We start from the raw sequence: 19689 nt of genomic DNA on the forward strand, positions 1-19689 counted from the left end.
AAGAAGCCGTGATCGGCAGATGCGCGCCTTGGAACGCAAGGCACGCAAACTGGGATTGCAGCTGGTTAAAGCGGCTTAAATTTTAAGAGCAAAAACAATGAGTTAATTTTTGTTTGATAAGAGCGGGCTTGCTCGCTCCCACAGTAGTTTGGGGATACTCTGGGGGTTAGTGGACGACCCAGCTCAGGAGCCATAGGCCGAGCAGTAGCCAGATGATGCCCATGATGACCGAGGCGCGCATGAAGGCGCGTACGGCTGAATACAGGAATAGCAGGCCGACGATCAGGGTGATGATGCTGATGATCGAGGTGTCCATGCCCAAGGTGCGGGACAGGCCTTCGACGAAGTTGCCGCCGGCGTTGCTCAGGGCACCGAACAGGCCGCTGAGGCCGTCGACGATAAAGCGGATGATGGAACCGAGCGCCTGGCCCAGCCATTCGAAAAAGCTTTCTACCTGCATGTGTGTGTCCTGATGAAGAGTTGGGCGTATCCGTGTCTTTGGTTGTTATTGCGACTGGCTAGTTCCCTACAAGCATAGAGGTTTGCTCGGTTGAATTTGCGATTAAGTTGCGTCATTTGCGGGTGTACGCTCCCACATTTACTGCGCTGGGCTCTGGGGGCAGTGGTGTTGGTGGTGGTGTTGTTGTGGGGAGCGGATCGGGTTTGGCCGTTGCCGTTGCCTCAGGATGATTTGGCGCGGGTGGTGTTGGCTGAGGATGGCACGCCGTTGTGGCGGTTTGCCGATGCGAATGGGGTGTGGCGCTATCCAGTGCAAACCAGCGAAGTGTCGCCGTATTACCTGGATGCGTTGCTCACCTATGAAGACCGTTGGTTCTATCAGCATCCCGGCGTAAACCCACTGGCGCTGGTGCGGGCGACTTGGCAGAACTTGACCGGGGCGCGCGTGGTGTCGGGGGGCAGTACGTTGTCGATGCAGGTGGCGCGGTTGTTGGATCCGCATTCGCGCACCTTCCACGGCAAGTTGCGCCAGTTGTGGCGCACGGCGCAGTTGGAATGGCACCTGTCCAAGGAGGAGATCCTCAACCTCTACCTGAACCGCGCACCGTTTGGCGGAACATTGCAGGGCGTGGCGGCGGCCAGTTGGGCGTATCTGGGCAAGTCTCCATCAGAATTGACCCATGCCGAAGCCGCCTTGCTCGCGGTTTTGCCCCAGGCACCCAGCCGTTTGCGCCCGGACCGTCACCCGCAGCGTGCCCAGGAAGCGCGCGACAAGGTGCTGCGTCGTCTTGCCGAGTTCAAGGTGTGGCCGCAAGCCGCCGTCGATGAAGCCCTGCAGGAACCGCTGCTGCTCGCCCCGCGGCGGGAGCCGAGCTTGGCGCCCCTGCTCGCGCGTCGCCTGAACCGCCCCGACAGCCCGCCGCTGATCCGCACCACTCTCGATGCCACCCTGCAACGCCGCCTCGAAGACCTGCTGTTGGGTTGGCGTGCACGCTTGCCGGAGCACACCTCCGCCGCGATCCTGGTGGTGGAGGAAGAAACCATGGCGGTACGCGCCTACCTAGGCTCGGTGGACATCAATGATGCCAAGCGTTTTGGCCATGTGGACATGATCCGCGCACTGCGTTCGCCGGGCTCCACCTTGAAACCCTTTCTCTACGGCATGGCCCTTGATGACGGGCTGATTCACTCTGAGTCCCTGCTGCAGGACGTGCCGCGGCGTTACGGGGATTACCGGCCGGGCAATTTCTCCCTGGGTTTTACCGGCGCAGTGCCGGCGAGTACGGCGCTGTCCAGTTCGCTCAACCTGCCGGCGGTACAGTTGCTGGAAGCCTATGGGCCGAAGCGGTTCGCCGCCGAGATGCGTATTGGCGGCGTGCCTTTGGCGTTGCCGGCGTTGGCCGAGCCGAACCTGGCCTTGATCCTGGGCGGCGCAGGCAGCCGTCTGGAAGATCTGGTGAGCGGCTATAGCGCCTTCGCCCGGAACGGCAGGAGTGCAACTATTCGATTACAGCCGGACGATACGCTTAGGGAGCGACCATTACTGTCGCCAGGGTCCGCCTGGATTGTGCGGCGCATCCTCAGCGGCCAGGCGCGTCCCGACCGCGACCCGCGGGCCGAGCTGGTGCAGCGCCCGATGCTGGCCTGGAAGACTGGCACCAGCTACGGCTTTCGTGATGCCTGGGCGATTGGGGTGGGGCCGCGTTACTTGATCGGCGTGTGGATCGGCCGCCCGGACGGCACACCGGTGCCGGGCCAGTTCGGGCTGGCCTCGGCGGCGCCGTTGATGTTGCAGGTGCACGATGTACTGAGCAACCGCGACAGCCAGCGCGGCATCAGCGCGCCGGTCAACCCGGTGCCTGCCAATGTCGGCGTGGCAGCGATCTGTTGGCCACTAGGCCAGCCCATGAGCCGCAGCGACCCCAATTGCCGCCGCCAGCGCTTCGCCTGGACGCTGGACAACACCACGCCGCCGACCTTGCAGGCACTGGACCAACCGTTGAGCGTGGGCCTGATGGAAAGCGTATGGGTCAATGCCAAAGGCTCGCGGGTCGACGCCCATTGCCCGGGGGCAGAGCCGAAAAACATCGCCCTGTGGCCTGCGCCCTTGGAACCCTGGCTGCCAAGGGCCGAACGCCGCGAAGCACGCATCCCGCCCGCTGACTCCGATTGCCCGCCACCGGCGCTGGCCGCGTCTTCACCGCTGTCGATCGTTGGCGTACGCGAGGGCGACCAACTGCGCCTGCCCGCCGCCAGCCAGCAAACCTTGCGCCTGAAAATCTCCGCCCTCGGCGGCAGTGGTCGGCGCTGGTGGTTCCTCAACGGCGCGCCACTGGGCGACAGCGCCAACCAGGACTTCATCAACGCCAGCTTCGAACACCTGGGCCGCTACCAACTCAGCGTCCTCGACGAAGCCGGCCAAACCGCCCGCCTAGAATTCAGCGTCATCGACTAGAGCCTCATCGCAGGCAAGCCTACATTTTGATTTGCAAACCCATTCCAATGTGGGAGCTGGCTTCCCTGCGAAGGCGTCCTCGAACACACCACAGATTCACTTGCCTTAACCGCCAATCCCCCCGAAGCTACCCATCTTCAGGAGCCCCCGCATGAACCTCGAACACCTCACCGAACGCCTGCACCGCATTCGCGATACAAATAATTGGAAACAATTCCACAGCCCAAAAAACCTGGCCATGGCCGCCAGCGTAGAAATGGCTGAACTGGTGGAAATCTTCCAATGGCTGAGCGAAGACCAATCGCGCCAGCTCCCGGCTGAGAAACTCGCCCACGCCGGCCAGGAAGTCGGCGATATTGTGCTGTACCTGCTGTTGCTGTGCAGCGAACTGGGCCTGGACATGAACGAGGTGGTGCGCGCCAAATTGGCCGACAGCGAACGGCGGTTTGCCCATGAGTGATCGTCATTTCGACCAACTGGCCACGCGCTTTGCCGAAAAAATCTACGGCGGTGCCAAAGGCGCGATTCGCCTGGCGGTGCTCCAGGCCGACCTCACCGAAGCCCTGCCCAAACGCCCCTTGCGCGTTCTGGATATCGGCGCAGGCCTGGGCCACATGTCGCTGTGGCTGGCGGAGCAAGGCCATCAGGTCACCCTGGCCGAACCTGCCGAACCGATGCTCGCCGGCGCCCGCCAACGTTTTGCCGACGCCGGGCAGACCGCGACCTTTATTCATGCGCCCTGGCAAGACCTGCTCGGCCAACTCACCGAACCCTACGACCTGGTGCTGTGCCACGCCGTGTTGGAATGGCTGGCCGAACCTCATGCGATCCTGCCGGTGCTGCATCAGCTCACGCTGCCTGGCGGCTGGTTGTCGTTGGCGTTCTACAACCGCGATGCGCTGATTTACCGCAACCTGCTCAAAGGCCACTTCCGCAAAATGCGCAAGAACGACATGGCCGGCGAAAAGCAGAGCCTCACCCCGCAGCAGCCGCTCGACCCACGTGAATTGGCGGCGCAACTCGAAGGCCTTTGGCAGGTCGAAAGCCAAAGTGGCGTTCGCGTATTCCACGACTATATGCCGGTGGAATTCCAGGCCCGCGCGGATTTGCAGGGCCTTTTGGAGATGGAACTCGCTCACCGTCGTCACCCAAGCTTTGCCGGACTTGGGCGTTATTTGCACTGGGTCTGCCGTCCGGTTTAAACGGCCCAGTCTGCGGAGGTCGAAATGCGTCGTCTCTGTTTGATCCTGTTATCTCTCGGCTTGGGTGCGTGTTCGAGCCCCAACCCTTATGTCTCCGCTTCGGCGCCGATTCCACCGGCGCCGCCGCAGGCAGCCAATACCTTTGATGCCAGCGCCTATCCCGCGCCCGTGCGCGACTACGGCGCCTACCGCAACTGGGCGTGGCGCAATGGCCAGCTCCCGGCGGGCACGGCCTGGGCGGATTCGGCGCAAATTGCCGAAGCGGTCAGCGGCGCGCTTGACCAGCGCGGTCTGCGTCCCTTGCACGACAACCGCCCGGCAGACCTGCTGGTGAGCGCCGATGTGCGCCAGGAAAAGCGCCTCAAGCAGGTCCCGGATGATTATGGCTACGGTTACGGCGGCTACAACCGCTATGGCAATGGCTATGGCATGTACAACTCGGTGCCGATCGTACGCACCTATGAAGTCCAGGTCGTGGTGGTGCGCGTCAATCTATTCGATGCCCGCACGGGGCAGCCGGTGTGGAGTGCCAGCGCGGAAACGGGCAGCCAGGGCAGCCTCAGTGAACGGGGAGATGCCTTGCGCCAGGCGGTGCAAAAGGCAATGACGGCGTATCCTCCCAGTTAACAGCTATTCTCATCCTGAGCGCGGGTCGCTTTTTGGAGAAAACCCATGTTTTGTCGTATCGCTATGCTCGCTGTTGTCATGTTGCTGGGCGGTTGCCAGACCAGTCAGGTCAACCACGATTTTGACGCCAGCCGTGATTTTGGCGCCTACCGCAGTTGGGCCTGGAAAGACCCGGCCTTGCAATATCGCCCGGATGACCCGCGCATCAAGAGCGACCTCACCGAACAGCGCATCCGTCAGGCGGTGGGCGAACAACTCGACCAACGCGGCCTGCGCTCAGCGGCACCGGGCAGCAAGGCCGACTTGAACGTACAGGCCTACCTGATCGTCGAAGACCGCCAGCAACAAGTCACCACCAACTATGGCGGCGCATGGGGCGGCCCATGGAACGGCTATTGGGGCGCGCCGATGTACAATGAAACCCGCAACATCACCTACAAAGTCGCCACCCTCCAGATCGACCTGCTCGACGGCAAAGACGGCAAACTGGTCTGGCGCGGCAGCGACGAACAAATGATGGCCAACTCGCCCAGCCCGCAGGACCGCAACAACGCCATCCGCACCACGATCACCCGAATCCTCTCCAGCTACCCACCCCACTAAAACCACCGCTGAACCCTGTGGGAGCTGGCTTGCCTGCGACAGCATCACCTCGGGGAATCTGAAAAACCGAGGTGCCTGCATCGCGGGCAAGCCCGGCTCCCGCACAAGCCAGCCCCCACATTGATTTGTGGCGACTGGCCAGCCCTTGTCTACACTCAATACCAACTAAGGAGAGTAAGCGCTAAGGAGTGCCTGATGTCTCCCCGACTTGGTTCCCGTCAGCGTGGTGCGATTGGCCTGATGGCTGCGGGCACCCTCGCAGTGGCCCTGGTGTTCATGCTGCTCGCGGTAGACAGCGGCCGCCTCCACCTGGAAAAGCGCAAATTGCAATCCATCGCCGACACCTCGGCCCTAGAAGCCGCCAGCCGTGGTGGCCTGTGCACGCCCACCACCAGCGCCAATGACTACGCCAAGGAAAACGCCACGCGCAACGGCTTCACCGTGGTCGCCGGCGACAACAGCCGTGGCCTGGCCGTGACCTGCGGCACATTGACCACCAATGCCAGCAATATCCGTGTATTCACCGCAGACGCCACCAAAAACGATGCCGTGCGTGTGGTGGCCACGCGTAGCGTGATGACCAGCATTGCCGGTGGGATCTGGAGCATGTTCAGCGGCGGGCCAATGTCCACCCAGATGATCTTGAGTGCCACCGCCGTTGCTGCATATGCGCCACCGGTGGCGCAGCTGACGATTCGCAGCAGCCTAGGAACGGTCGATGCCAGTAAATCTCCTATATTGAACATGGTCATCGGCAATCTTTTGGGCGGCAACCTGTCCCTGACGGCGGCGGCCTGGAACGGCTTTTTGACGACGAACGTTAATCTGCTCAGCTACTTGGATCAGTTGGCGATTGAATTGAATGTCAAGGCAGGTGACTACGATGCATTGCTCAACACCGCTGTGTCCGCCAGCCAGTTGATCGAAGCCGCGGTAAAGGTGCTGCAAAAAAATGGCTCGGTGGCCACGGCGATCATTAACGACGTGATTTCAGTGAAAGCAATCGCGCCCACCACACAGCTGTTGAAGGTCGGAGACCTGCTGAAGGTCGCCACTGGAACACCGGCCGCTGCCTTGAATACCAGCGTGCAGTTGTTTCAACTGCTTGAGACTGTGGCGCAACTGTCCAATAGCAAGAGCGCGGTGAGTGCCGCAACGCAGGTGAATATTCCACTGGTGGGCAATGTCTCGATCCAGACCAAAGTCATCAAGCCGCCGCAACTGTCGGCGATTGGCAATCCCGCAAAGGCCAAGGCCGGACTCCTGAATAACCCGCAGACAGATCAGATTTTTGTACGAACCGCCCAAGTGCGCACTTTGGTCACCATTGATGCGCCGGTAATCAAGATGGTTTCTGGGGTTTCACCGATTCTGACCGGGCTTGCGACGCCAGTGTCAAAGGTGGTCGGCGGTTTGTTGAACCTGAACCTTGTTGATACGGTGGCCGGTGTCGTGTGCTTATTGGGGTGCAATCTCACTGACGTGGATATCACCCAGCCCTTGAGCATCTATATCGAGGCGGCCAGTGCGCAAAGCCATGTAACCGACTTCAGTTGCGCCACACCGGCCACTAAGTCTTTGACGGTGCAGGCCACCACCACACTCGCTACCCTGGGCGTTGGTTATGTGGATCCGGTGGCGGCATTTTCATCGTCTGCGCCTGTCAACGTGCAGCCAGTGAGGCTGATCGACTTTGGCCAGCGCTTTTGCCTGCTGACACTGGTTTGCGGTCCGCGCACAGCAGGCGTCGGCGGCGGCTTGAATCTGAGAGCGTTGTCCACGGTGGGCGCGCAGACTAATACGTTGCTGTTTTCTCCGGTGAATGACATCAACGCGGCGACGATCTATAAAAGCCCACCTGGCACCGCCAATATCGTCAGTAGCCTGGGGGCTACGTTGAACGGTCTAGAGGTCACCTACGTACCGCCCAGCGGCAGCACACCCGGTGCGGCGAACGGCACTGTCACAAGTGCTATGGCTACCATCATCAGTTCGGTGATCACGCTCGTAAAAAGCGTCCTGACTCCGATACTCGACCCCATCGTCAACACGCTGCTCTTAGCCCTGGGGATCAGCCTCGGCAACGCCGAAGTCGGCGCCAACCTCAGTTGCCACATGGGTCGCGCCTACCTGGTGATCTAACTGATCGGCAACTCCACACAAAACCGCGCACCGTGCTCCCCCCTGGCAACGCTCAACCGTCCGCCCATGTTGTCCACAATCCCGTAGCTCACCGACAACCCCAACCCCGTGCCCACGCCAATCGGCTTGGTGGTAAAGAACGGCTCGAAAATTCGCTCCAGCAACCGAGGGTCAATGCCACCCGCGTTGTCTTCCACCCAGATCCGCGCATGCCGACTATCGTGCTCGCAATGCACTGCGATCCAGGGGCGGAACGCCGGGTCCTTGTCCTGTTTGCTCAACAGCGCATCACGGGCATTGACCACCAGGTTGATCAGCACCTGCTCAAGCTGGTCGACGTAACCTTTGACCTGCACCGCAGCGTCCGCTGGCGTGACGCGCACCTCCACACCTTTGCCGCGCAAGCCTTCGCCGAGCAGTGACAGCGTGCCTTCTACCGCCTGTGACGGGTCGAAGGGCTGTTGTTCGATTTCCGAGCGGCGGCCAAACACGCGCATATGGTCCACCACCCGCGCCGCGCGCTGCACCTGGGTGTCGATGCGCTGGAGCTTGTCAGTGAGGTAGTCGATTTGCGCATCACCAGTGCTTAGCCGCTTGAGCACATTGACGATCGCCATGCGCATCACGTTAAGCGGCTGGTTGATCTCATGGGCGAGGCCCGTGGCCATTTCGCCAAGGGTGGCCATCTTTGCGCTTTGGGTCAGCTGCTGCTGGGAGCGGCGCACTTCGGTGTTGTCGCGGCCCACCGCTTGCACTTCCACCAGCGTGCCCTGTTCATCGAACACGCCACGGTCTGACCATACCCACCAGGCGTGTTCGCGGCCGGGCAATTCCAGGCTGATTTCGGCGGTGCTGACCGGAAATTCCGCGCTCAATTGGCCGATACGTTGCACAAAGGCCTGGTGTTGTTCTTCCGACAGCCAGTGACCCAGGTTCTGCCCCGGCAGCTGTGCGGGCAGGCATTCCAGGTAATTGGCCAGCGGCGTGTTGCCAAAGGTCAGGGTCAGGTCCGGGCGGTAGCGGCAGATCATTGCCGGGGAGTCTTCGACGAGAATGCGGTAGCGCTCTTCGCTTTGTTTGATCTGCTCGGCAGCCTGGGTTGTCTCGGTGACGTCCAGCCACAGCCCGACGGCTTCCAGCGGCAATCCAAGGTCATCGCGCAGTAATTTGGCCTCATCCAGCAGCCAATGGTATTGGCCTTGTTTGTCGCGCAGGCGGTAGCGGCTGCGCACGGCGCCTTCGCGCAACAGTTGGCGGGTGCGTTCGAAGTACAAATCGCGGTCTTCGGGGTGAATCAGCGATGCCAGGCTGTCGTGGTTACACTCGGCCAACGTCCAGCCCAGCAGGGGCAGCAGGCTATCGCTGAAGAACGCAGGGTGCAGGGCGCCGCTGACATAGCGCTGCACATAGATCACTGCTGGTGAACTGGCGATGAGGTTGTCCAGGCGCGCATGGGCGGCGGCGGCTTGCAGTTGTTGGTTCTTGATGTCGCTGATGTCGAGCATGAAGCCGACCCAGCGGCGGTCATCGCCCATGCCCAGCACCTGGCCCTGTACGCGGTACCAGAGGGGGTTGTGCTCGGCGTCGGTGCGTTGCAGGCGTACGGTGGTCAGCAGCGGTTTGCCCAGGGCTTGTAGATCGTGCAGGCGGCTGTTGAGTTCCTGGCGGTCGGCGGGGTGGATCAGTTCCAGCCACAGGCCCAGCGGTTGGCGGGTGGGACCGTCTTCCGGGCTGAGGCTGTGCAGCAACTGCGGGGCGAGCTGGATTTCTTGGGTAGCCGGCAGCAGCTCCCACCAGCCGGTGCCGAGCAGGCCTTGCAGGGCTTCCATGCGGTCGAGCTGTTGATGATAGCGTTGCTCGCGCAAGCGGCTCAGCAGTGGGGCGGCGAGGGCGGCGGTGAGGTCCAGCCAGTCCTGTTCGCGGGTGTGTTGCTGGCCGTTGTAGAGGCCGCAGAGTAACCATGCGGCGACGCCCTGGCTGTCACGGTAGGGCACCAAAAATCCATCGGCGTTGCCGAAAATGCTCTGCAGGCGCGGGTTGTCGCTGCGCTCTTGGGCCAGGCTCAACGGCGTGTTGCCACTCACACTGTCGAGGCTGGTGCCCAGGTGTTGGCCGGTCCGCCACAAGGCGGGGGCATCGTGGGCGGTGTAGTGGCTGTAGATCCGCCAGCCCTGGTCTTCTTCATCGAGCAACGCCAGCGCGAGGCAGGGCATGCGCCAGCGCTGCGCCACGCTCCGCAGGTGCTCGTTGAACACCTCGGGCAGTCGGGCCAGGCTGCACACCCGCAACTGGCCGCTCATCTGGCAGGTCAGTTGATGGTTCTGCTCACGGTTTTGGGCCAGTTGCGAGCCAGCCAGCAAGTCGCTGACGTCCAGCAGGCGCAGGCTCCAGCCGTCACCCTCGGCTTCGATCCAGCCGCGGGTGTGCAAGACCTGGCCGGTACCACCCTGGAAGTCCAGGTCCAGGCTCTGGCGCTGCCAGTCGGCCGGGCGACCTTCAATGCTCAAGGTGCTGCTGGCGCACAACAGTTCACGCAATAGCGGCCGGGTTTCGCCCACTCCATGCGACGCGAGCTGCGGGCGCAGCGTGCCGCTGATGGTCAATACGTGGCCCTGGTGATCCAGTTGCAGGTGCAACCCTGGCGTGGGTGCGCCGGGCGTGTCGAGGGGCGTTGCGTTGGTGCGGCCGAGCAGGCGCCCGAAGAGGCTATCCCCCGAGGTCAAAACTGCAGACTCGAAATGGCTGTCAGGTCGGCCGGCAGATTCGGCACGGTGCCTATGCCCGGCACTACCAACGCCGGAAACACTGAATAGAGGCGGCTGGTGGGGTATTTAATCGTCACAGTCAGCGTAGTGCCGTTGTAGGCGGCGGTGATTAAATCGTCGGTAAATTGGAAGCTGGGTGGAATCCAGTCCAACTGCAGGATCGCCGTGGTTTTGGCGCGATCTCTCAACTGCGTGCCATAGGCAGTGCCCGCAGCGACCGGGTCCACCGCCATCGCCTGGCGCACGGCCTCCGCTGCCGCCTGGTTGAACGACTGCATCAACAGCATCGGCAGGCTATAGCTGATCAATCCATAGAACACCGCAAAAAAGATCCCGAAGACCAGCGCGAACTCAATCGCCGCCGCACCTTTTTGCTTTCTAGGGAGGCTTGTTTTCATGACTGCGTCTACCCTGACGGCTACTACTTGATATCAGCATAGAATCATTCAGCAAAAAGGGATGTTTTTTACGTGATCCATGGCGTGGTGATACTGCTCTGGTTGGGGCTCTGTGCGTGGCAGGACATGCGTCAACGGCAAATCGCCAACGGCTTGACCCTGGGGGCGGCGCTGCTGGCGCTGTTCTACCTGTCATGGACGGGCACCACCTGGCTCGGAGCGCCCGCCGGCGAAGGTGGCGGGGCCTTTGCCGTGGCGCTGCTGCTGACCTTGCCCGGCTATGCGCTGGGCCGCTTTGGCGCGGGTGATGTGAAGCTGCTGGCCGCCCTGGCGCTGGCCAGTACGCTGGACTATTTATTGTGGTCTTTGATCGGCGCAGCGCTGTTCCAAAGTGGCTGGGTGATTGTGTGTCAAAGGCTTAGTGCGCCTCTTCTAATCGCGGCTGCGGGAGCGTCAACAAAACAGCCTTTTGCGCCCTTTGTATTGACTGGGTTTGGGCTATATTGGTTTTGGATCGATTAGGCTGGCGAGGCCTCTGTCGCTGTGTACAGAGTCAGAAAGTAGGTCTACGTTTATCAACTGGATGTGTAGGATTTTTTGTCAAAAGGGATAGGTCAATCTTTTGGCTTTCCGGGCATGGAGTGGCGCGTGAACAAGCTTACCTCGGCGGTGAAAGTGCTCGTTGTCGACGATCAGCCGATGATCGTGGAAGAACTCTGCGAATTTCTTGAAGGCAGTGGTTACCGCTGCGTCCCTTGTGAATCCAGTCGGCATGCGTTGCAACGCTTCGGCGAGGATGCCGACATTGGCTTGGTCCTGTGCGACCTGCATATACCGGACATGGATGGCATCGAGCTGGTGCAGGCCATGCAGAAGGTGGCGGGCAAGCAGCGGGCGTTCGAAGCGATCATGCTGACCGGGCGTGCCGACAAGCAGGACGTGATCAAGGCCCTGCGCGCAGGGATCTCGGATTACTACCAGAAGCCGATCAACCTCGATGAGTTGCTCGAAGGCCTGCAACGCCAGGAAGCGGCGTTGGAAGAACGGCAAAAAGAGCTGCAACTGGGGCACTTGAACCAGAAGCTGCAATACCTCTCCGAATCCATCAATGACCTGTACCAGGACCTCGATAAAGTGCGCCGCAGCCCAAGTCCCGGCTTGGTGGACGATGGCGAGCTGGTCGCCGAAGAGGCTGGGCCAGTGGAGATTCCGACCATTTTCAACCATCTGTCGCCGCGCCAGCTTGACGTTGCACGTCTGGTGGGCAAGGGCCAGACCAACTACCAGATTGCCTGTGAGCTGGGGATCACCGAGAACACCGTCAAGCTGTACGTGTCCCAGGTGCTTCGCCTCACCCACATGCGCAACCGCACCCAGCTGGCGTTGGCCTTGTCACCGAATAACTCCGCGATTCGCCAACGGGTCACCGCCCACTAGGGTGTCACTGGCTCTTCCCGCCTTGGGCAGACCCTCCCGACTCCGATTCAAAGAACTCCGGAATCGGATGCTTATTACTGTCCAGCCAGCGCTGCAAGGCTTGCTCCCGTTCTGCGGGAGTGGTCCTTTGCGGCGTCGCCGAAGCAGCCCGACCATTGACCTGCAAGGCCAGCCAGTTTTCCGTCTCCGCTTGTTGCGGGGACGACGGGCCGGGTTCGAGGGCCAGTGCGCTCAGCGGTAGCATCGCCAGGCCAATAAGGTAATGTGCTTTCATCAATCACTCCTTACTTGAGGGTCACCGGCAGGGCATCGCTCACCGCCGCTACTTTGCGCGTCGCCGCGCGGGAGCCCTTGAGTTTTTCCGCGCGTGCCTGGGCAACGGTGACTTGCTCGGGGGTCAGGCCCAACTGGCTGACCACTTTCGCCGCTTGACCCCAGTCGTCCTGATAGATCAACAGCGTCACCAGGTTGACGGCAGCCAAGGGATTGCCCTGCTTGAGCTCGATGGCGGTCATGAATTCAAAGCGGGCGTCTTCCAGGTGCAATTGGTTGAGGTACACCACGCCCAGGTCATTGCGGATTTTTTCGTCCGTTGGCGCCAGCCGCGCCGCTCGCTGCATATGCGCCATCGCCTGGTCGTTGTCGCCCTTGGCCGCCGCCAATTGCCCCAAACCGTGTTCGCCTTCAGCGGTCATGCAGGTGCCGAGCAGGCTGCGGTACAACGGCTCGGCCTCGCTGCGCCCCAGCAAGCGGTAAGCGCGTGCCTTGCGCTGGCGCACCTGGGGCAAGGACTCGGGCAGGTTTTGCAGGTTGGCGAGGCTGGCGTGCAGCTTGCCTTCGTTGGCCAGGTCGTCCGACAGGTTGAGCGCCAATCCCTGGTCTGAACTCGGCTTGGCGCAACTGCCGGTCGAGATCAACGCGGCCCAGGGTGATTGGCCGTTGGTGGCGCAGCCGCCGAGCATTAGCAGGGCCACGCCGGCAATCAGTACTTTCATCAACGTCTCCTCAAAAGTGATTCAAAGCGCGGGCGATGCCGATAAACGCAGGGCCACCGAGCACGATCAGCAACGCGGGGAACAGAAACACCATCATCACCACTGACATTTTTGCCGACATCTTCGAGATGTATTCCTGCAGGCGAGTCAGGCGTCGGTCGTCGAGCAACTGCTTTAGCGCCAGCAAGGATTTCATCGCGCCGCCGCCCTGATGGATCAATTGCTGCAGGATGATGCAGGTGTCGGTGAATTCATCCACTTCGAGCAAGCGTGCGGTCTTGCCCAGCTCTTCGCTCAGCTCCAGGCCGGAATCGACACGCGCCAGGATCAGCCGCAATTCATGGGTAAGCGCGGGTAGCAGGCGTTCGGCTTCGTTGCCCAGCACGCGCAGCGACTGCTCAATCGCCATGCCCGACTCGAACAGGATGCGCAGCAGCGGAATGAACGTTGAGATTTCTTTGGCGATGGCCTGCTGGCGGTATTTGGCCGCCGCAGCCAGCACGCGTTTTGGCAACAGGTAACCGATGCCCAGCGCAAATATCGGGGCAGTCCAGGCAGGGTCTGCATGAGGAAACAGCAGTTGCTGGCCGAGGAGCGTCAGGCCCAGCAGCACGACAGGCAAACCAATCTGGAACGCAGCAAACAGTGAGCGCTGGCTAGCCTTGCGCCAGCCGACCCGGTTGAGCAGGACCTGCGTCTCGTTGTCCAGGCTGACCGAGCGCTGCGCCAGGGTGCTTGCGCCCAATTGACGCATGAGCGTGCCGAACCTTGCATCGCCGCTCATCCGCCCCTGCAAGCGTTCAGCCACCCGGCGCTTGCGACGTCGATTCTCGAGCTCTTGGCCGCCTACCAATACCACGGCTGCGAGCAACAACAAGGCGCAGGCCAGAAGTACCATCTCAGACACTCCTCAGCATGCGCCACATGATAAAAGTGCCGCCGAGGTCCATGGCCAGCGCGGTGAACAGCATCATGCGCCCCGTGCTGTCGTTCCACATGGTCATCAAATAGCTGGGGTTGACCACCATGAAGTAACCCACGATCAACACGGGCAGGCCGCCCAGCACATAGGCCGTCATGCGCGTTTCGCCGGTCATGGCTTTGAGTTGACGGGCGCCCTGTTCTCGCTCGCGAATCATTTTGATCAGGTTTTCCAGCAGTTCGCTGGCGTTGCCGCCGTAGCGATGGTTGACCTTCAAGCCAAGGGCAAACAGGCGAAATTCGTCCTGTTCGTAGAACTCGGCGAAGTCGCTGACCGAATCCGGCAGGCTGACCCCCATGCGCACGTTGCGCTGCACGCGGCCCATCGCATCCTTGAGTGGGTTTTCAACGCTATCGACGCCGCCCAATATGGCATCGGCCAGGGTTCTGCCGGATTTGAGGCTGCGTACGCTGTGGTCGAGCAACTGCGGCAGTTGCTCGACCATACGCTGCACGCGACGTTGGTAGCGCCAGCTGATGTACATGCGCAAAACCAGCGGCGGTCCCACGATCATCGCGAACAGGCCCAGCCCGTCGGCGAGCAACCCGCCCAACAATGCGCCGATGACCCAGGCGCTCAGCCACAGGCCCAAACGGTCTGTAGGTTTGCCCAGCCCCGCGCGCAGGAACATGCGTTCAAGGCCGGTCCATCGGGTACTCGGCTCCTGGGCCTCGGGCTGGCCATCGCCGAGGCGCTCCAGCACGCGATCCGTCCGGGCCTTGCGCAGGCCATGTTGAAGCAGCCAGAACGACAAGCCGATCAGCAGCAGGCAGACAAGCAGCAACGCCGGTCCAGTCATCACGCGCTCCCTAGGGTGGCAAGGCCGATTCGCGGCGCAGTTTGTCGCCGGCCGGGTTGAGGGCTTCGCGCAAGAAACCAAAGCCGGTGCGCCGATCCAGGCGGAACAGGGTGTTGGTGACATACACGTCATCGCGCACGCCGACCACTTCCACTACCTCGCTCACGCAGCGACGGCCATCGGGCATGCGCGTCAGCTGGATGATCACGTCCAGCGCGGCGCAGATCATCTGGCGCAAGGTTTTTTCCGCGATCACGCGGCCGGTCAGGCCCACCAGGGTTTCCAGGCGCAGCAACGCATCCTGGGCATTGTTGGCGTGTACCGTGCTCATGGAACCGTCGTGACCGGTGTTCATCGCGGTCATTACGTCGAGCACTTCCACACCACGAATTTCCCCGAGAATGATGCGGTCCGGGCGCATCCGCAACGCGTTGCGGATCAGGTCGCTGGACCTGACCTCGCCGTGTCCCTCAGCGTTGGGCGGACGGGTTTCCAGGCGGACCACGTGCGGGTGGCCCAATTGCAGCTCGGCAACGTCTTCGATCGTTACCAGGCGCTCGTGGGGGTTGATCAACTGACTGAGGATATTCAGCAAAGTGGTCTTGCCGGTACCCGTACCGCCGCTGATCAGGATGTTGCAGCGCCTGCCCACGGCCTCCTGGAAGAACTCGAAAATGCGCTGGTCGATAGTCTGCATGGCGACCAGATCGCTGCTCTTGAGCATGTCTTTACGAAACTTTCGAATCGACAGGCACGGGCCGTCCAGGGCAATCGGCGGGATGATCGCGTTCACCCGGCTGCCGTCGGGCAAGCGTGCGTCCACCATCGGCGAGGACTCATCCAGGCGCCGGCCCAGCGGCGCAAGGATACGTTGCATCACGCGTTCCACGTGGTGGTCGTCGATGAAGCGCAAGTCACTCTGGTGCAGCAGGCCATCACGTTCGATAAACACCCGGTGCGGCCCGTTGACCAGGATTTCGGTGACCGATGGGTCGCGCAACAGCACTTCCAGTGGGCCGAAACCGGTGAGTTCGTCGACGATCTCTTCGGCCAGGCGCTCTATCTCATAGCGCGAAATCGCCAGGCGCATGCGCGTGATGTATTCCGAAACCTTGTCGATGACAAATTGCGCCAGCGACTGGCGCGTGCCTTCGAGCAGGTTTTTGCCCGACTCCTCGATGGCGTCGATGATGTAGCGATGCAGCACCAGTTTCAGCCCATCGTGATCGCTGTTGCCGCTGACGCTGCGGGCCGGGCCGCCAAACAGTTTTTCGCCGCTCATCGTCCCGACCCCAGGATGCGTTCAAACCAGCGCATTGAGGGCTTTGCAAGGCCCTCGGAGCGTTTTGCCAGGCGCTCGCCCAAGGTGCGTACGGCTTGGGTCAGGGGTTCACGTGGGGCCAGGGCGAACAGGGTCTGGCCTTGGTTTTTCACGTTCAGGCGCAGCTCAGCGCTCAGGGGCAGCACGGCGACGCATTCAAGGCCGTAGCTTTTTTCCAGGGCGTCGGTGTCCGGCGCACAGGCCTTGATGTAGCGGTCGATCACCAGCTTGGCGTGATCAAGCTTCATGCCTTTTTCGCGCCAGCGGCTTATCACCGCGAGGTTGCGGCGACAGTCCAGTACGCTCTGGTCGGTGCACCACAGCAGCTTGTCGCAATGGCTGACAAAGGTGCGCAGCGCTTCACTGTCTGGCTGCCCGGTGATGTTCACGACGATGTGCTGGAAGTGTTGGCGCAGAGCGCTGAGCAACATGTACAGCTCGGCGGCGCTGGTCAGTTTGAGTGGCTCGTCACCGGTGGCGTACGCCAGGATGCGCAGGCCATCCAGGGCGGTGGTAAACGCACTGTTGATCAACGTGGTATCAAGGCGGCGTAAATGCCGCAACGCATCACCGAAATTGAACGTACTCTCCAGGCCCAGCAAGGCCAGGCTGTCGCTGCGTGGCAGGCCCAGGTCGAGCAGTAAGGTCTGCTGCCCGCTTTTCTGCACGACCAAGGCCAGGTGGGTTGCCAGTATTGCGCCGTCAGCGTTGCTCTGAGTGCCAAACAGTACGGTCAGCCCACCCAGCTGTGCATTGTGGGCGACGGCTGGCAGGCGCTTGCTCAGGCGACGCACCAGCCCCGCCACTTCGCTGGAACGCGAGCCGTAGGCTATGAAGTCGCGGGCACCGGCGCGCATGGCGTTGAGTACCAGTTGGTTGTCCATGCCATCGCCGAGGGCGACCACGGCGAGCATCGGCTTGGCTTCCAGGGCACCTTCGATGAGCGCGCTCTGGGCCACGACGTTTTCTCGGTCGAGGCCGACGAACACCAGATTGGCGAACGTCACGTCCACCAGCGCCAGCAGTTCGTCCAGGCTGCCGGTGCCGGCACTGACGACTTGGCCAAGGGGCGCAAGGGCACCCTGCAGCCACTCCAGGTCGGTGGTGTTGCGCGTGATGGCGAGGAAGGTCTGGTTCAGGCTATCGCTCATTGGGAAAGTCCACTGCGACGGTCGAAATTACCGTTTTCCAGGAAGAACAGCCGGTACCAGTTCGGGTCGTAGCTGCGCAATTTTTCACCAGGCAGCGACGGCAGTTGGGCGTTGGCGGCCAACGGCTGCACAAGGTGCGGCGTGACGATCATCAGCAGTTCTTTTTCTTCGCGGCTGATGTTTGAGTCGCGGAAAAATGCCCCGAGGATCGGGATATCGCCCAGCCCGGGGAACTTGCTGACGGTGGAGCGATTATTGGTACTGATCAGGCCGCTGATCACGAAACTTTCGCCATCGGCCAGGGACACGCTGGTGTCGGTTCGGCGCACGGTCAGGGCTGGCACCTGGATGCCTTGGATCTGCACAGCGTTGCTGTAGTCCAGCTCACTGACTTCCGGCGCCACCTTGAGGGTGATGCGGTTACGGTCAATGACGGTGGGGGTCAGGGTCAGGCGAATGCCGAACTCCTTGTATTCGATGGAGATGGTGTCGCTGCCGGCGCTGGGCACCGGGACCGGCACCTCGCCGCCGGCCAGGAAGGAGGCGCTCTGACCGCTCATGGCCACCAGGCTCGGGCGCGCCAAGGTGTAAGCGAAACCGCTGCGTTCGAGGGCGTTGATCATCGCCGAGACCCGGCCACCGCCAAAGCCAATATTGAAGTTGGTGCTGCTGATCGCCAGGGCCTGGGTGGTGGTGGTCGGAAACAGCAAGTTAGGGCTGCCGAAGAACGCATTCTTGGCGGTGCCGAGGATGGTCGTACTGGCTTCCTTGAGCTTGGAGCGGCTGACTTCCACAAAGCGGATATCGGTCTGCACCTGGCTGGGCAGCAGTGGGTCTTCCGATGGCGACAGCGACAGGCTGGTCAGCGCCGAGGTGGCCTTGCCCTTGACGAACACCATGCTCTGGCGCGGCGCGCTGGCACAGGCGGTCCACACCATCAGGCTGGTGGCGCCACTGGTGACGCCGGTCAGCAGGAAGTTACGGTCGCCGTTGACGCGCACATCGGCAATTTTCGGGTCGCCGATTGCCAGGCGCGTGATCGCCACCGGCAACTGCAGCTCTTGTTGCAGGCCTTCTCCCACCTCGACCACGGCCGGCAGTTGGCCCAGGGTGCTGCAGTTGCCCGGCGCCGCCAAGGCCATGCCGACCGGAAAGCTCGACAGTATCAAGGCCCAAGCCATTTGCGTGAACATGGGTGCGTAGCGATGGCTCATTCAAGGCATCCTTGCTCTATCACGGAGTTTGTGGCGCCGCTTGGGCACCGCGAATCACTTCAATGCCACGGCGCACGCTAGGCTCACCACCGGCCGGCGCGATTCTTTTTGTCGGGCCGGTCAGGGCTAATTGGGTGAATTGGTAAAGGTCGCGGTTGGCGCTTTCGAGTTTTTCCGGCGCGTCGTTTTCGCCGGCCCAGTAGCGGCTGAGCAGTTGCTCCTCGGCGCTGCGTACGGCCAGGCGCAAGGTGCCGGCTTGCGCCGCGAGCATCAGGCGGCTTAATAAAGGCTCCGGCACGGCCAGCACCACGGTGCGTGCGGCGGCGCGGCGTTGGGCGGCTTGGGCGCGCTCTTCGACCGTGGCCGGCGGTGGCACTGCGGGCTGGCCATCGTTGGCCAAACCCAACTGGTCGCCGACACTGAGTAGGCGCATCGCCGGAAGTGCGACCTGGGCCGATTGCTCGGTGTTGCTGGCATCCTGGCGCAGGAACAGCAACACATCCACGTAATCCCCGGGGGTCAACTGGCCGCCCGCGCCGATCACCTCATCCACCGCGACGGCCAGCGCGCGTTCGTTGGGACGAATCATGCGCGCCAGCGGGCCACCGCCGCTGAAGCTGTCCTCGGTGAGCCAGATGCCTGCGCCCAGGGCGCGCAGCGGCATGCGGCCGATGGCCTGGTCGAGCTGGGTGAGGCTGCCGGCGGGCACTGTACGCAGTTTTTCCACCGCCAGGTCGGCGGCGGTCAGCGGAATAAAGGCGGGCACGTCATGCACCAGGACCACTACCGGTTGGCGGGTCTGGTCTTCAGCGGCGGCGACGGTGTTTTCCACGGAAACGACAGGTGCGGTGGGGACTGCGACAGGATCCGGTGCGCGGCTCAAAACAAGCCCCCAGTACCCGGCGAACAATGCCCCGATCAGCAACAAGCCGGCCAGGACCATGCTGATGCGACTGTTCATGACGGCTCTCCCTTCCCGTTGCACTGCATGCCCGTCTAATCCAAACGAGTTAATCCGCAACCTGGCTGTGATGAACATCTAACGAATTGGCTATTTGAAGGTAGCTCAGCTAGGACAAAAAGCCATTAACCCAGGAAAAATTTATCGGTCCTTTGAACCTTGCCTTTTAAACCCTACG

19 protein-coding genes are annotated in these 19689 nt (G+C 61.8%); 8 read left to right on the forward strand and 11 right to left on the reverse strand.

Annotation, left to right across the window (positions count from 1 at the left end; translation table 11 throughout):
* Nucleotides 1–166: 166 nt before the first annotated feature.
* Complete coding sequence (locus AACY08_RS26500) at nt 167–460, reverse strand: hypothetical protein (RefSeq protein WP_339472097.1); 294 nt, start codon at nt 458–460, stop codon at nt 167–169.
* Between the two features lie 141 nt (nt 461–601).
* Between AACY08_RS26500 and pbpC the strand changes: the two genes are divergently transcribed.
* The 6 genes from pbpC (at nt 602) to AACY08_RS26530 (ending at nt 7488) form a co-directional block, all read left to right on the forward strand.
* A complete protein-coding gene (pbpC, locus tag AACY08_RS26505; protein ID WP_339472141.1) occupies nt 602–2914 on the forward strand; it encodes a peptidoglycan glycosyltransferase PbpC in 2313 nt (770 codons plus the stop codon).
* A 151-nt stretch (nt 2915–3065) separates the two neighbouring features.
* Nucleotides 3066–3374 carry a MazG-like family protein gene (locus AACY08_RS26510; RefSeq protein WP_010567659.1) on the forward strand — a complete coding sequence of 103 codons (309 nt, stop codon included), beginning with the start codon at nt 3066–3068 and terminating at the stop codon, nt 3372–3374.
* Nucleotides 3367–4116 carry a methyltransferase gene (locus AACY08_RS26515; protein ID WP_339415772.1) on the forward strand — a complete coding sequence of 250 codons (750 nt, stop codon included), beginning with the start codon at nt 3367–3369 and terminating at the stop codon, nt 4114–4116. The genes AACY08_RS26510 and AACY08_RS26515 overlap by 8 nt, the downstream gene beginning before the upstream one ends.
* Before the next feature lie 24 nt (nt 4117–4140).
* Nucleotides 4141–4743: a DUF4136 domain-containing protein gene (locus tag AACY08_RS26520; RefSeq protein ID WP_339472099.1), complete on the forward strand. Its 603-nt coding sequence runs from the start codon at nt 4141–4143 to the stop codon at nt 4741–4743.
* 45 nt (nt 4744–4788) lie between these two features.
* Nucleotides 4789–5346: a DUF4136 domain-containing protein gene (locus AACY08_RS26525; protein WP_339415773.1), complete on the forward strand. Its 558-nt coding sequence runs from the start codon at nt 4789–4791 to the stop codon at nt 5344–5346.
* Between the two features lie 195 nt (nt 5347–5541).
* Nucleotides 5542–7488 (forward strand): pilus assembly protein TadG-related protein, encoded by a 1947-nt coding sequence (locus tag AACY08_RS26530; protein ID WP_339472100.1) that lies wholly within the window; start codon nt 5542–5544, stop codon nt 7486–7488.
* On the opposite strand, the gene AACY08_RS26535 is transcribed toward AACY08_RS26530, so the two are convergent.
* Nucleotides 7485–10211, reverse strand: a complete 2727-nt coding sequence (locus AACY08_RS26535; protein WP_339472102.1) for a PAS domain-containing sensor histidine kinase — start codon at nt 10209–10211, stop codon at nt 7485–7487. The two genes, AACY08_RS26530 and AACY08_RS26535, sit on opposite strands and share 4 nt — an antisense overlap.
* Nucleotides 10208–10651 carry a TadE/TadG family type IV pilus assembly protein gene (locus tag AACY08_RS26540; protein WP_339472103.1) on the reverse strand — a complete coding sequence of 148 codons (444 nt, stop codon included), beginning with the start codon at nt 10649–10651 and terminating at the stop codon, nt 10208–10210. The genes AACY08_RS26535 and AACY08_RS26540 overlap by 4 nt, the downstream gene beginning before the upstream one ends.
* Nucleotides 10652–10723: 72 nt before the next feature.
* Between AACY08_RS26540 and AACY08_RS26545 the strand changes: the two genes are divergently transcribed.
* Both AACY08_RS26545 and AACY08_RS26550 read left to right on the forward strand, forming a co-directional pair.
* Nucleotides 10724–11173 (forward strand): prepilin peptidase, encoded by a 450-nt coding sequence (locus tag AACY08_RS26545; protein ID WP_339472105.1) that lies wholly within the window; start codon nt 10724–10726, stop codon nt 11171–11173.
* Between the two features lie 126 nt (nt 11174–11299).
* Complete coding sequence (locus tag AACY08_RS26550; protein ID WP_339472106.1) at nt 11300–12088, forward strand: response regulator transcription factor; 789 nt, start codon at nt 11300–11302, stop codon at nt 12086–12088.
* 4 nt (nt 12089–12092) lie between these two features.
* Here the strand turns inward: AACY08_RS26550 and AACY08_RS26555 are convergent, their stop codons facing one another.
* The 8 genes from AACY08_RS26555 to cpaB are packed head-to-tail and all read right to left on the reverse strand — an operon-like array spanning nt 12093 to nt 19511.
* Nucleotides 12093–12362, reverse strand: coding sequence for a DUF3613 domain-containing protein (locus AACY08_RS26555; protein ID WP_339415779.1), 270 nt, complete (start codon nt 12360–12362; stop codon nt 12093–12095).
* Nucleotides 12363–12372: 10 nt separating this feature from the next.
* Complete coding sequence (locus tag AACY08_RS26560) at nt 12373–13083, reverse strand: hypothetical protein (RefSeq protein ID WP_339472108.1); 711 nt, start codon at nt 13081–13083, stop codon at nt 12373–12375.
* A gap of 10 nt (nt 13084–13093) precedes the next feature.
* A complete protein-coding gene (locus AACY08_RS26565) occupies nt 13094–13981 on the reverse strand; it encodes a type II secretion system F family protein (RefSeq protein WP_339472110.1) in 888 nt (295 codons plus the stop codon).
* 1 nt (nt 13982) lies between these two features.
* Nucleotides 13983–14864, reverse strand: a complete 882-nt coding sequence (locus tag AACY08_RS26570; RefSeq protein WP_339415782.1) for a type II secretion system F family protein — start codon at nt 14862–14864, stop codon at nt 13983–13985.
* A gap of 10 nt (nt 14865–14874) precedes the next feature.
* Nucleotides 14875–16146, reverse strand: coding sequence for a CpaF family protein (locus AACY08_RS26575; protein WP_339472111.1), 1272 nt, complete (start codon nt 16144–16146; stop codon nt 14875–14877).
* Nucleotides 16143–17336 (reverse strand): pilus assembly protein, encoded by a 1194-nt coding sequence (locus AACY08_RS26580; protein ID WP_339472112.1) that lies wholly within the window; start codon nt 17334–17336, stop codon nt 16143–16145. The genes AACY08_RS26575 and AACY08_RS26580 overlap by 4 nt, the downstream gene beginning before the upstream one ends.
* Nucleotides 17333–18550 (reverse strand): type II and III secretion system protein family protein, encoded by a 1218-nt coding sequence (locus tag AACY08_RS26585; protein WP_339472114.1) that lies wholly within the window; start codon nt 18548–18550, stop codon nt 17333–17335. Before AACY08_RS26585 ends, AACY08_RS26580 begins: the two co-directional genes overlap by 4 nt.
* A 19-nt stretch (nt 18551–18569) precedes the next feature.
* Complete coding sequence (cpaB, locus tag AACY08_RS26590; protein ID WP_339472115.1) at nt 18570–19511, reverse strand: Flp pilus assembly protein CpaB; 942 nt, start codon at nt 19509–19511, stop codon at nt 18570–18572.
* Nucleotides 19512–19689 lie beyond the last annotated feature (178 nt).

It is taken from the genome of Pseudomonas sp. EL_65y_Pfl1_R83 (assembly GCF_963970695.1).
Lineage (GTDB): Bacteria > Pseudomonadota > Gammaproteobacteria > Pseudomonadales > Pseudomonadaceae > Aquipseudomonas > Aquipseudomonas tritici.